Here is a 13,208-nt window from a genome sequence, read left to right as displayed (position 1 = left end):
AAGCGTAATCAGCCAAGTTTAAGCAATTAGATAACCGCAAAACAAAAGAATTATGAATACCAATTTTCATTTACTAGCAACATATGTACAGGAGATACAGCTTCTAGCTATCCGACCCCATTTGGATGTTATCGTTGGTACTGGTCAATGGAATTTTGACCTAGAGGATAATGATAAGGTTTTAAGATTACACAGTAGCCATTCAACCAAAGAGAAGGTGATTCGTTTCCTAAAACGAAATGAACTCTTTCATAAGGAACTTCATTATTTGGCAAGTGAGCAATTTGCGCATATAGGTCAAGTAAGACCGCTTTCATTTTACAATCAATCAAAAACGAACAGTTATGAAATATTTTAGAGCTATCAGTATTGGAATTATTATCTGGATTATTGGGGTGAGCGTATACAATATATCGTTTTTCATCCCCGTCTTAGAAAACCCAGCAGAACAAGCAAACACTGCGTTATTCATTGCAGTAATACCATTGGCGTGGCTTGGAGCAAAGCGGTATTATGAGAAGGAAAATCATACCCAAGGATACAGGGTTGGACTAACATTCTTTTTGATTGCGGCCATTCTGGATGCATTGATAACAGTACCTCTTTTTATTATTCCATACGGAGGTTCTCATTACGAATTTTTTACAGACTTGGGCTTTTGGCTAATAGGTCTTGAGTTTATAGCCATCGCTACACTCTATTGGTTTACTAAAGTCTATACCAAAAGAACCATATCAAATTTTCAAAAATAGAATCAAAAAAGACTTCAAGAGTTGAAGCACAATTATTTATCAATTTAAAAACAAATAAAAATGAAAACTGAAAACATCGTAGTCATCGGAGGAACGGGAAAAACTGGTCGCCGAGTAGTGAAAAATTTAAAGGAAGCTGGATACAACGTTCGAGCTGTTGGCCATAGCACTACTCCCGCTTTAGATTGGGAAAACCCAGAAACGTATGACGCCGTATTAGAGGGTATGGATAGAGCCTATATCGTGTACTATCCAGACTTGGCTGTGCCAGGCTCGAAAGAGGCCATAACCACCTTAACCGAAAAGGCTAAAAAAGCTGGACTACAAAAAGTAGTATTGTTATCGGGTAAAGGAGAAACTGAGGCGGAAGCCTGCGAACAAATTGTAGCAAATTCTGGCTTAGACTACACCTTGGTTCGAGCATCTTGGTTCAACCAGAATTTTAGTGAAGGTGCTTTTATAGACTTTGTATTAGATGGTGTTGTAGCACTACCTATGCCAGAAGCTAGAATTCCCTTTGTAGATGCCAATGACATCGCAGATGTAGTCTCTAAGGTATTAGTGGATGACGCTTACAACGGCCAAACTATTACCGTAACGGGTCCAGAAATGAGGACTTTTGAAGAAGTTGTTGGGATTATGGCGAAAGCTAGCAACAGAGAGCTACAGTATGTGCCTATTTCTATTGAAGAATTTAAGGATGGGATGAGAAAAGCGGGATTGCCAGATTCTTATGTTTGGCTCTTCGGTTACTTATTTAAAGAAGTGTTAGGAAATCCAGATAACCAAGAGATTTCTTATGACGTTGAAAAAGTGTTGGGTAGAAAAGCTATCGACTTTACTGAGTATGCTGCAAAAGTGGCAGCTACAGGTGCTTGGAATGTAGCAGTACCTCAAACCAACTAATTAGTAAGCAAAGGCTCTGTAAAACGCGACGAGTTTTCAGGGCCTTTTAATGTCTTGTTTCACTTTAGAATTTACTTCTATAGATAAAATATCCTTTTCAAAACTCGGCCTATGAAACGATTTTTAAAATATACGGTATGTGCAATTGTATTGATTGCAGTGTATGCAACAATAATTTCCTTTGGTACTGATAGAGGGTGGTGGTATACACCATTTACACAGGAAAAAGCACCTAATGAGTTTATTTCCTCTGTACAAGAGGAGTTACAAAATGAGTTTATTGGTAATATGGCTTTGGGAGTTTTTAAAAATGGAAAACTTACAGCAGAGTCTTTTCACTCGAATGGTAAGACTGTAGATAGAAATACCGTTTTTCAAGTGGCATCATTATCTAAGTTTGTTTCTGCCATTGGCGTGATGAAACTTGTACAAGATGGAAGATTAGATTTAGATGTTCCAATAAACCAATACCTGACCAGATGGCACTTACCAAAAAGTGACTTTGACAATTCAAAAGTAACAGTAAGATATTTGTTAAGTCATACCGCAGGATTAACCGATGGTCTCGGTTATGCGGGTTTTGAAAATACAGAAGATGTTCAAACTTTAGAAGCATCCTTAACCAAAGCGAAAGATGCAGACTCAGGTAGTGATGGTAGAACGGTCGTTGGTATCGAGCCAGGAATTGAGTGGCGATACTCAGGTGGTGGTTTCACCCTTTTGCAACTTATTGTTGAAGAAGTAAGTGGGCAATCTTTCGATGCCTATATGAAAACTGAAATTTTTGAGCCATTACAAATGATATCGTCCTTTTATGAATGGGATGAACGCTTTCGCGAAAGCGTAGCAGATTTCTACAATTCAGATGGTTCAAAAGCAAGACATCGCTATTATACAGCACAGGCAGCAAGTGCGCTTTACACCACTTTGGCAGACTTAGAAAAGCTCTTTTATTTATTTGATAAAGACCATACTAATCAAAAACCATTATCAACTGATTTTCAAAAAATGATGTGGCAGGCGGAAGCAGAAACACTTGGAGCTCCCATTTATGGGTTAGGCACCTTTTTATATACCGAAATAGACAACCAAAACTTTATCATAGGTCACGACGGAAAGAACAATCCACCTATTAACACGGCTTTTCGATACAATCCTGTAACAAAAGATGGCATTATTCTTTTAACAACAGGAAGCGCTGATTTTGCCACAAGAATAGCGAGCGATTGGGTGTATATCCACACAGGTAAAGTAGATGCACTTCTCTTTAAAAGGCAACTGGGAAAGATGATTCAAATTATGATTATTGGCGTGGTCATCATTTTGGTTTTGGTCATATCTATCGCTTTCATTCTTAAAAAAACTAAAAAATGATGATATCGTATCCACTCATCAAGCCTAAATATTATTGGTCTTTGATAAAGGACTTAAGTGCTTTTATTAAATCCCCTGTCTATAATACAGGGCTGCAAAAAAGTACGAGAAGTAAAGTCTATGACACCATCGGGCTCTTTTTAATCAAGGTAGTTTTCTCAGTAGTAGTAGCATCATTACTACAGTTCATTTATGACCCTGAGAATCTGACTTCAACAAATATGGCAGAGCGTTTTTCTCCTATACTTCTATTGGTGGTTGGTGGGGTTGTATTACCACTATTTGAAGAGATTACCTTTAGACTGTCACTAAAATTTAATCCAATATATCTTGCCTTAACCACCGGAGGATTTTCATATTACATTCTAACTAAGGCAGTCTTTAAAAGTAGATTATCGCTTATAGATGACTCATTATGGTATAGAGTAATAACCGCTGTTATAATAGTCCTAATTACGTATGCCGTTTGCAGAAAAAAGAACATTTGTTTAGTGTTACGGCAATTTTGGGAGAAGAATTTTAGAGTGATATACTACTTGTCTTGCCTAAGTTTTGCTTGGTTACACATTTTTAATTTTGAGTTAAGTTTAGTCAACCTTTTGTGGATGCCTATTCTAACACTTCCACAACTATTCAGCGCAACTATTGCAGGATACACAAGGGTTGCCTTTGGTTTTCAATATCCACTTTTGGTACATATGACAACCAACATTTTCTTTTTGAGTCTCGCATTTTTACCGATGGACTAGAAAAGAATTTCAGTGAATTTTTGGATTACTTAATCTGGCTTGGGCGATAGCCAAACTTTTTCGCGAAAGCGTTAGAAAATGAGCTAAGACTATCATAACCTACCTGCCACGCTGCTTCTTGAACAGTAGCTTCATTTTCACTGATAAGTTTGTGGGCAGAAGTTAGCCGTTCATTTTGAAGATATTTAAAGACAGGAACGCCAAAAATAGCTTTAAATTCTTTCTTGAGTCGGGTTGTATTAAACCCGATAGCTTTGGAAAGTTCTGAAAGTGATGGCGGATTCTCTAAATTTTCCAAGAGAATATCTTTTGCTTTATTCAGTTGCTCTCTGTGCAGTGGTTTTGACGCTTCTTCCTGTTTCAATGCAAGCTGACCAAAGAAATGCGATAGTAAAGCAGTAATCTGACTTCTGCAAAACATCATTTTGGTTTTTCCTGAATAGGTGTTTGAGAAAAAAGCGTCCACGATGTGTTCCATCTCTGGCGTCATAAAAAAACTTGGCCCTTCTACGTAATGGTCTTTAGGATTGACTAATTCATTCAGCAAGTCAGAGAACAATTCGCCTTCTTGATTCGGGAGTTCTTCAAGTTTACTCATCTTGGTAGCCACAACGATACATTTAAGGCTCTTTTCTGGGCTAACGGTATGTTCAAACTCTACTTTTTCATCTGCATAAAAAGCAAAGGAAAGTCCTTTGGTGTAATGAAAGTCTTTTCGTTTTTCACCGTATTTAACCGCTAAATCTACATTGCCAGAACCGTAAAAAGCCACAGCTACAATGGGCTCATCAAAATAACACGCATCTACTTCTACCTTAGTTGCATTTGCTTCTTCAACTAAAATTACAAAGTCATTGATATGGATAAAATCACGGGTCATTTTTCGAATGTTAATTTAAGAAATTTTGACGTTTTCTCATACACTGTCTCTCCAGTTTTAGGTTCGGCAGGTTCTTCTATAAAAACCGAGATACAATGCCGTTCAGCACATTCCCTTTCATTTCGTTGCTCTTTATTTCAGGAAAATTTAATTTGTTCAGGAGTTAACATATCATATGTGACTCCGGATCGCGTAAGATGTTTTACTGCTGTGTCCCAAGATTTTCTTTGCTGCATTGCTATCAAAAAATTAACAACAAAAGTACTATTAATGTTGGACAGATATCGCTTATATTTTTTTAGGTATTGGTTCCATATAAGGAACCGATTCTTTTAAAATGATGATAAAGGCTGGCGGGAACTGTTTTGCTATGCTCAATGTAAAGAGGAATACCTGGGTCAACTTCATAGGAATTTACAGTCGAATTGTCTCCAGAATCCTAGCTGTTATTTATCAAGTAAATAATCGAACTTATTGTCTCTTTAATTTTTTTAAAAGCTTTTTAAGTTTATTTTTCACCGGTGTATTGTTTGTTGTGGATGTTCTCTTGTCTTTAGAGCTGTAATCAAACGATATGTTTGGCGAGTGATTAAGGTATCGGCCAGCTTGTTCTAAAGCAATTAATGGATTACCATTAGGACTTTTTACACCTTCGATCTGGGTCCATACTAATCTTGGTTCTCTAGAATGAAATTTCCCTCTTTTTTCTGATTTAGGATTATCAACTGAAATGCTTTTTTTCTTTAATTTTTTGAATACAGAAGGAATAGGGTCTTTTGATCGATTAGAAGGGGCATCAATAGACTTTTTATTACTGGGTTGTGACGAATGGTAAGGTACAGGTCTTTCTACTAAAATTCTATTTCCTCCAATATTAGGGTTTCTGGCACCTTTTATATGTTTCCATTCTCGGGGCGTTTTACCTTTGTTAACCTTTTTTTCAATATTTTGTTTTGTATGCAAGGTAGGCTTTTGTATAATCGAACCGCGTGTTTTTAGTTGTTGATTAATACTTTTAAGATAACTTTCTGTGCAAGCTTCTCTTATTTGGTGTGCTTGAAACATTTTTTCATTAGCTTCGGCATAGGCAAAGTTTGCAATAGGGAGTAATGTGCCGTTTGCTTTTTTCATATGTTGGGTAGATCGATATAAAGATCCTATTGCCCCTACTTGAAGCGCCGCACCAGTAATCCCTAACCCTAACCAAACCCCTTGACCTATACCTGGAACAAACATCATCGGGACACCTGCAATTTGTAAGCCTATACCTGCTACATTAGCACCACCAGAAATATTCGCCCATTTTAATCCCCGTTGGGTAGTCTTTTGGGTTTTGTTGGTGTATTTTAGTCCTAGTTCTCTCCATTGTTCTGCCCCAGAGTGTTGTTCATCTCCTTTTGCCAGACGTTGTATTTCTGGATTTTCCTTTTCATTTTTTTGATAAAGTGCAGCCATTTGTGCAAAAGCTTTTTGGGTAGCAAGCTCTGGTGCATATTGGTATTGGTCTATCAAAGTAGTTCTAAGGTTCTCATAAAATTGTTTATAGGTGTTTTTTTTGTCTAGTTGCTCTTTAATCAAGTCATTTCCACCATCTTTTACCATGCTCATAATAGCATAATCTACTTCGGTTGCAGTAGATTTAGGAAGACCTATCATACTCCACTTTAGATCTTTGGCTACATCTTGTCCTGCAATAGCCGAAAGTTTAGAAGAAGCTTTAGAAATAGTTTTGGTAATAGCTTCGGGACTGGTTTCTGCGGGATATAATGCTTCCTCTATAAATATTTTCTTAAAAAAATCAAGATCCTCTTGCGGCATTCCTTCAGTAATTTCTTTTTGATCAAATAGTTTTTGGAGGCTTGGGCATAAGATAATATTCTTATAAGTTCCGTCTTTTTGTGGATCAAATAAGGCTTCTGCCGATTTTCCTTTGGTGATTTCCTTTAAAAAAGTTTTAGGATCATTGGCTTGTCCTTTCCATAACCCGTTTTCTGATGCTTCAATGGCTTGAGATTTAATAACAATGTTAGGGACCCCTTTGCCAATATTTTGCCCAAGATTACCCAAACTCTTTGGTAATTCCTCACTCTGGCCATAACATAGTACCTCTTCTACATTTGCATCAAACTGTTCAAATCGATTGGCTAGGGTTCTATGGCAAATATCCAAGTCGGTTTGCTGTAGATGCGGCCCCAAAAGTTCAGAAAGATTCGCTGCCTCTAATTGGTTTTCTACCAAGTTGTCAAGATTGCTAGAGTTATTTTCAAAGTATTCCTTCCATTTTTGGTCTACAGCTTCTTGTCGTTTCTGTAGTTCTTCTTTTATATAGTTTTGTTGATCATCTATTTGATTATTTTCAGAGAAATAATTTTGTGCTTCTTGAATTATGGAAGACTTTTCCTTTACGCCATCTGTTATTTTTACACGAGTATTTTTGGTGCAAAACTGTTTAATGAATTCCTTTTTGTAATGATCAGATTTTTGCTGCTGTTCTTGAGTAAGAGTGGCAGCATCCATTTGTAATTTAGACCGCCATACTTTTTTTATTTCCTCGGTAAACGTTTTCTTAAGTTCATCGTTCAGCCCTGTAATCAATACTCGTTCTAGAGGACTTGCGTTTATTGTGATATCTGCCAAACTAGCCAGGTTGTCTTTTTCTGCTTCGATAATGGTAAGTCTAGGTCTGCTGGCTATAGAATTTTTCCAAGCTTGTAGGTTTCTAGAGTATTCTTCTTCTTTTCCTGCTTTGGTACGTTTTGCCTGTGCCAGGTAAAGGTCCATCGTAAACGATTTTAGGTCTTCCTGGTTAACGGATCCTTTTATTGTTTTTATCTCCAGATCATTATCACCATCGATTTTCTCTAAAATATCTTTTAATCTAGTTTTATATTCTTCCTTTCTGGTTTGAAAATCACCGGCATATGTAGCAACAGGTATTTGATCTTGCTCTGTTTCCTTATTTGGGATACCATTTTTTATGTTATTCAACCTTTTATTGATAATAGCTATGCGTTCTCTTTGTGCGTCAAACATTTTACCATTGGCCAGTGCTAGGGCCATGTTTGCTCTGTCGAGATAATCTTTATTAGATCGATACTGATGATATAAAGAGTTTCCTTTTAATACATTAGAGAGTGTAAATCCACTATTGCCTGTGATTCCTAATCCCATAAATACTCCGGGAGGGATTCCTATTCCTGCAGATGCAACAGAGGTAAGGCCTAATCCAACCGCAGAGAGTGCGACACCGCCACCAAATAAATAAGGAGAAGGTTTCAAAGATTGATTGGCTTTTTTATTGGCATTCTGCAATTTGTTACTCTCATGAATACCATAGTCTCTCCATATTTCTGCTCCTGTTTCTCCCCAAATCAAGTCTTTTACGGTAGCGTTCTTTTTTTCTACATAATTATACGTGTCTATAGTTTGTGCAATCGCCCATTGTATAGCTTCTTTAGGGTTTTTGCCTTGTGCCAGATAATGATTTAGGTTTTCTTCATAGAATTTTTTGTAGATATTGCGTTGACCAAGTTTTTCTGTTATGATATCGTTACCTCCATCAGAAGAAATATCTCCAACAGAAAATTCAGACTCTACGATCGATGACTCAGGTTTGTCATACACATTTTTCATTAATGTTTTTTTCATAACCTCGCCTTTTCCTGCTCCAATATTAGAGCCCGCTTTGGATATAGTTTTGGTAATCGCTTTTGGTCCTGTGTTTGGCGGATATACGGCCTCATCAAATAATATGGTTTTGAGATAATCCAGATCTTTTTGCTCTATTTCGTTGCTATGACTAAAACCGTTAGACTCCATAAAAGAGCTGATATTATCATTTTGAAGCTGTTCTTTGTATATAGGGTTTACCAATATGTGTTGATAATCTTCATCGTTTTTAGCACCGATGATTTCTTGTGAATATTTACCCGCCGTTAAAGCATCAAACATCGTAACGGGATCTTTGGCAGCGCATTTGCCTAGCCCCCAGGATTTTGGCTCTTCAGTGTACATGGAAAAAATAGGGACTCCAGAGTCAATCTTGCTACCCAGGTCTCCCAATTTTTCAAATAGTTCCTCTTGTTGTCCATAGCAAACTACCTCCTCAGTTGCGGTATCAAACTCTGGAAACTCTTTACTCATTTTAGCAAAGTCAATATCGTTATCCTCTTTGGTGCCATGGGGACCTAATAATTCACGTATTGTTAGTTCTTGCAACAAAGACTCCCAGTTTTTGGTTCCTCCATTTTTTTGATAAACATTTTCAAAAAACTTTTGATAATCCTTAGAAGATTCTAGTTTTTGAGACCATAATTTTTTTAATTCATTTTTTAATTTGTTTTGAAGCCCAAGTTTTAAACCTGTAGTGATGACACGTTCTAGCGGAGAAGCGTTGAAAATAGCTTCTGCAATTTTCGGAATGTTCTGCTCGGAGGCTTCTATAATTACCAAACGGGTTCTGGAATTCGTAGATTTTCTCCATAGGTTGATATCTTTTTCGTATTCTTCTAAAGTAGTTTGTTTGGATTGCTCTGATTGTTGTTTAAAAATATCTACCGTAAAAGACTCCTGTAATGTTCGGTCTATCTTTTTGTTTCCATGGATTCTGCCATCTATAATTTCTCTCTTAGCAAGAGTTTCTTCTCTTTCTTTTAGTAATTTGTCTTCATCTCTCTTACTTAACATAGAATTTTTTTTTGACATTGCACGTAACTATTCAGCGGTTATTTTAGGCAGGAAATAATTTTTATTGAAAGCTTGTTTGATCTGCTCTAATACATTTTCTTTATTTTTCTTTACAGTAGCAATATAGCCTCTTATAGTTGCAAAGTATTGAGCGTGTGTTTGGGATCTAAAGCATCCTGACACCTTTTGTTTTACCTTTATCATTCTGAGATCTCTTTCCGCTTGATTATTGTCAAAAGGGATATCAGCTTGTTTGATATATTTAAGAAACAAGTCTTTATGCTTTTCTAAAGCAAAAGCTAATCGTTGTTCATCTGTTTTCTTAAATTTTTTATCATATGATTTTATAATAGGTCTTATAATAGCGACATATTCTTTGTAGATTCTTGAATAATATGATGCTTTCAGATTTGGATTTTTCTGTTTATGTTTTTTTGCTCTTACTAGTAGTTCTCTGATTCGCTTTGCCCAAGAAGCCTCAAATGCTTCTTCTACATATATAAGGTCTCTTAATATAAGAGCATTGCATAGACTGTGTTCACATTGATAGGAGAAGTAACTGCTAAAACGATCATGAACGAGTGTTCCATTATATTTTTCTAATATTCCTATAGCATCCATAGCCTTTTTACCTCTTTTTAAGTGATGTGCAAAAAAGCTTATAGTTTTGTTACTGATCACGTGTATCCAAGTATTTTTACCATTAAGACGAATTCCTGTTTCATCTGCGTGTAATAAAGTATTCTGTAATAATTGCTTTGTTATTTGTTGTTCATAGTTTTGTAAATGCGCATAACATTGTTTTTGGAAATTTGACAAACTAGCTGTAGATAGTTGATGTCCTGTCAAGTCATAAATAAACTCAGCACAGCGAGCAAAAGGAAGCATTTGATAATTTTGAAGATATACGCAAAGCGACTTTAGGTTACTGCCATATTGTGCCTTTTGGGTTAATTCTTTAGGAAAAGATCCCATATTTTGTTTACCACAATAACCACATCTTTTCTTAGCTCTTCTATGCTCTGTTACTTTAATAGAGATCGTAGGAATATCAAAAACCTGACGTAAATCATACAACTCAACTCCCTGAGATAAGTCATTACCACAGCAAATACAACTAGTAACGTCGTAGAGTATAACCTGATCAACTTGAGAAACAATCTTCAAATTACTACCCTTATGACCTTTTTGTCCGCCTGGCGATTTCTTAGAGGGTTTACGAAGGCTTTTGGTTTTTTTAAATGGATCTTGGGAAGGGGCAATACTACTATTACCACTATTCTTGGGGTTCTCGTATCTAGAAAGCTTAGCCTCCAATTCCTTAATTCTAGTACTCATTGATTTCACAAGAGCTAAAAGCTCTTCATAACTAGGACGATTTTCCATTTCCTTAATTCTAGTACTCATTGATTTCACAAGAGCTAAAAGCTCTTCATAACTAGGACGATTTTCCATGACATGAAAGTACTAATAGAACTACAAAAAAACAAATAATCAAAATGACTATATGACATGAATCATAAAAACCAACAATGAAAAATTGACATGCGCTAAATAGTTACCATTGCACTTAATTTCCTTTTCAAAACAAAGTCTTTACACTAGATAGGCTTTGGAATTTTGTTGTACCTTAACTGTTTATTATCACCAGAACTTTATTATAAAGACCAATAAAAAGTCGAGTACCCTATTATTAATCCTACTTTGTCATCTTAGGTTTTTGTTTTTTTCTGATTCTTTAAGAGCTGATTTATATACCTTTGGTGCTGTTCCAAAATTAGATTAATGGCCAGTTGTGGTTGTTCTACTTTTGTTTTTATGCACAGATTGACAATTTTCTTGATTGTAGCGGCAGTATATTTTTGGTTGCTGTTTTTGAGTTTGATTTTAGTTATCAACAACATAGCCATCATACAAATTGCCATATGGTTATGAAAACCATGCCATCCTCTGATTTGATAATCTCCCATTGCTACCAGATTTTTTCCTTCTCTAAAAATTTGTTCTACGAATATTCTTTGTCCTTGTTTTTGAGCTAATTCCTTGATATGATCATTTTCCATATTGGTTAAGGAATATTTGGTTTTTCCATCGGCATCCTTTCTAACCAACAATATCAAATCCAGCCATCTATGATTGGTAGTCGACACCTGTACCCTAGCATAATGGAATTTTGCCTTTAGGGTTCCTTTGGTGGATTTTCGGATATCAATTTGCTCAAAATCATCTTCTGATAAACTAGCTATGTATTTATCTACCCTACATTTTTCGTTAGGATCGTTATTGAAATAAATTCGTTGATCGCTTCGGATTATAATAGCTAAATTGTCTATTTACTTTTCTTGTGATTCTTTTGAGGCTGAGTACTATTTTTATAATAATGCTTTAAATGAAATTAGAAAAATAGCAATAGAGGGAAATATTAATTCTAGAAAAATTTCAAAACTAATTTTTTTAGAAAGAATCAACTATAAAAAAATACTTTTCAATAAATGGTTTTTGGAACTAAAGGGAAGAATATCTTTTCATAAAGAACTCAGAAGTAAATATTTTACAACCCTTAATAATACGATTTGTGATTAAAAAATTCGTATAAATTCATTGAATTATTTTTTCTTTATGCAAGGCAAAAAAATCAAGTATAGCTATAGCTACAGTTTATTTTTTAAACGAAGTAGAAAGGAAAAAGAAACGATGAATATGCGAAATTTTTAGTTATAAATCGTATAAATCTCCATTTGAACGTTTTTTTATCATTGAATTACCTTCTTCTTATTTGTTTAGTGAAATAAAAGAAATAACGCAAACTATATCTAAACGTTATTCAAATCTAAGTAAAAGAGAAACACAAACATATTGTCCATATATCTGCTTTTCTAATATAACAGATTCACATTTATTACAATTAAAAAATCAATTATATAATGAAGATTTCAATTTTATTGATGGAAGGCCATATTTAGGTTCTAATTTCTCTATAAAAGCTATAAAAACAAAAGCGACTTCTTCTCCAGTGGATAGGTTTGTATTTTTAATGGAAATGTCGATGAGAGCTACTGATTTTTAATTACAGAGAGAAATTTCAGTAGCTCTCATGTGTATATTATTAGCGATGCATGCTGTCTAAAATATCCATGACTTCTACTTTCTTACGCACAGAAACTGGTATATTTTCTCCATTCTTAAGCATCAGATAGCCACCATCTGCTTTTATAAAAGCACTGATGCATTGAATGTTAACCAAGTGACTTTGATGCACACGTAGGAATTGATAATTTTTCAGCATATCTGCAAAATATTTTAAGGTCTTGGTTACAAAAATCTTTTGCCCATCCTCCAGATAAAAAATAGTATTATTACTATCAGATTCACAACGCACGATATCATCAAGACTTACAATAATGATTTTGTCTAAGGTGTGTAAGGAAATTTTATCAGGTTTTTGTTCTGGAGCAGATAAGGTATCTTGTAAGATATTTAACCTTTCTCTATTCGGTTGTATTTGTTCCTTTGCTTTTGCAATTGCCTGAGCTAATTCTTCATTAGAGTATGGTTTTAAAACATAATCTATCGCTGCAAATTTAAAGGCTCTGATTGCATATTCATCACTTGCTGTAACAAATATGATTTTAGATTTTAGTTCTGGGAATATTTCCAGTACATCAAAACCAGTGCCGTCACCGAGCATAATATCCAAAAATAAGATATCTGGTTCATTGTTGCCTAATGCTTTTGCCGCTTCTACTACACTTCGAGCGGTGTCAACAATATTTATTTCTGGGTGATTTGTTTCCAGGTCACTTTTCAATAATTGAAGTGCATCGGGCATATCTTCTACTATAATAGCTGTTAGCATAATGT

11 protein-coding genes are annotated in these 13,208 nt (G+C 35.3%); 6 read left to right on the top strand and 5 right to left on the bottom strand.

Going from position 1 to position 13,208, the window contains the following annotated elements; genetic code table 11:
* Positions 1 to 52 precede the first annotated feature (52 nt).
* From F0000_RS12225 to F0000_RS12205, 5 genes are all read left to right on the top strand, one after another.
* Complete coding sequence (locus F0000_RS12225; RefSeq protein WP_149625005.1) at positions 53 to 358, top strand: hypothetical protein; 306 nt, start codon at positions 53 to 55, stop codon at positions 356 to 358.
* The gene (locus tag F0000_RS12220; RefSeq protein WP_149625004.1) at positions 345 to 752 is read left to right on the top strand and encodes a DUF5367 family protein; all 408 of its coding nucleotides are present in this window, start codon (positions 345 to 347) and stop codon (positions 750 to 752) included. The genes F0000_RS12225 and F0000_RS12220 overlap by 14 nt, the downstream gene beginning before the upstream one ends.
* A 60-nt stretch (positions 753 to 812) precedes the next feature.
* Positions 813 to 1,658: an NmrA family NAD(P)-binding protein gene (locus F0000_RS12215; protein ID WP_149625003.1), complete on the top strand. Its 846-nt coding sequence runs from the start codon at positions 813 to 815 to the stop codon at positions 1,656 to 1,658.
* 111 nt (positions 1,659 to 1,769) lie between these two features.
* Positions 1,770 to 3,032: a serine hydrolase gene (locus tag F0000_RS12210; RefSeq protein ID WP_149625002.1), complete on the top strand. Its 1,263-nt coding sequence runs from the start codon at positions 1,770 to 1,772 to the stop codon at positions 3,030 to 3,032.
* Positions 3,029 to 3,781, top strand: coding sequence for a hypothetical protein (locus tag F0000_RS12205; RefSeq protein ID WP_149625001.1), 753 nt, complete (start codon positions 3,029 to 3,031; stop codon positions 3,779 to 3,781). The genes F0000_RS12210 and F0000_RS12205 overlap by 4 nt, the downstream gene beginning before the upstream one ends.
* A 25-nt stretch (positions 3,782 to 3,806) precedes the next feature.
* On the opposite strand, the gene F0000_RS12200 is transcribed toward F0000_RS12205, so the two are convergent.
* From F0000_RS12200 to F0000_RS12185, 4 genes are all read right to left on the bottom strand, one after another.
* Positions 3,807 to 4,661, bottom strand: a complete 855-nt coding sequence (locus tag F0000_RS12200; protein WP_149625000.1) for an AraC family transcriptional regulator — start codon at positions 4,659 to 4,661, stop codon at positions 3,807 to 3,809.
* 471 nt (positions 4,662 to 5,132) lie between these two features.
* A complete protein-coding gene (locus F0000_RS12195) occupies positions 5,133 to 9,347 on the bottom strand; it encodes a hypothetical protein (protein WP_149624999.1) in 4,215 nt (1,404 codons plus the stop codon).
* A 27-nt stretch (positions 9,348 to 9,374) separates the two neighbouring features.
* A complete protein-coding gene (locus tag F0000_RS12190; RefSeq protein ID WP_149624998.1) occupies positions 9,375 to 10,802 on the bottom strand; it encodes an IS66 family transposase in 1,428 nt (475 codons plus the stop codon).
* Positions 10,803 to 11,059: 257 nt separating this feature from the next.
* Entirely contained in the window at positions 11,060 to 11,497 is a 438-nt protein-coding gene (locus F0000_RS12185) for a hypothetical protein (RefSeq protein ID WP_149624997.1), read from the bottom strand.
* Between the two features lie 626 nt (positions 11,498 to 12,123).
* Between F0000_RS12185 and F0000_RS12180 the strand changes: the two genes are divergently transcribed.
* Positions 12,124 to 12,414 carry a hypothetical protein gene (locus tag F0000_RS12180; protein ID WP_149624996.1) on the top strand — a complete coding sequence of 97 codons (291 nt, stop codon included), beginning with the start codon at positions 12,124 to 12,126 and terminating at the stop codon, positions 12,412 to 12,414.
* A gap of 39 nt (positions 12,415 to 12,453) precedes the next feature.
* Here the strand turns inward: F0000_RS12180 and F0000_RS12175 are convergent, their stop codons facing one another.
* Positions 12,454 to 13,203 carry a LytTR family DNA-binding domain-containing protein gene (locus tag F0000_RS12175; protein WP_149624995.1) on the bottom strand — a complete coding sequence of 250 codons (750 nt, stop codon included), beginning with the start codon at positions 13,201 to 13,203 and terminating at the stop codon, positions 12,454 to 12,456.
* Positions 13,204 to 13,208 lie beyond the last annotated feature (5 nt).

Source organism: Aquimarina sp. RZ0 (genome assembly GCF_008370685.1).
Lineage (GTDB): Bacteria > Bacteroidota > Bacteroidia > Flavobacteriales > Flavobacteriaceae > Aquimarina.
Note: the sequence above shows the minus strand (reverse complement) of the source record. Positions and strands in the feature narration are given on the sequence as shown.

Coding starts and splice junctions, on each gene's coding strand:
- F0000_RS12190 (WP_149624998.1), bottom strand. CDS start 10,802: ATGGAAAATCGTCCTAGTTATGAAGAGCTTTTAGCTCTTGTGAAATCA.
- F0000_RS12175 (WP_149624995.1), bottom strand. CDS start 13,203: ATGCTAACAGCTATTATAGTAGAAGATATGCCCGATGCACTTCAATTA.
- F0000_RS12225 (WP_149625005.1), top strand. CDS start 53: ATGAATACCAATTTTCATTTACTAGCAACATATGTACAGGAGATACAG.
- F0000_RS12215 (WP_149625003.1), top strand. CDS start 813: ATGAAAACTGAAAACATCGTAGTCATCGGAGGAACGGGAAAAACTGGT.
- F0000_RS12200 (WP_149625000.1), bottom strand. CDS start 4,661: ATGACCCGTGATTTTATCCATATCAATGACTTTGTAATTTTAGTTGAA.
- F0000_RS12220 (WP_149625004.1), top strand. CDS start 345: ATGAAATATTTTAGAGCTATCAGTATTGGAATTATTATCTGGATTATT.
- F0000_RS12205 (WP_149625001.1), top strand. CDS start 3,029: ATGATGATATCGTATCCACTCATCAAGCCTAAATATTATTGGTCTTTG.
- F0000_RS12195 (WP_149624999.1), bottom strand. CDS start 9,347: ATGTTAAGTAAGAGAGATGAAGACAAATTACTAAAAGAAAGAGAAGAA.
- F0000_RS12210 (WP_149625002.1), top strand. CDS start 1,770: ATGAAACGATTTTTAAAATATACGGTATGTGCAATTGTATTGATTGCA.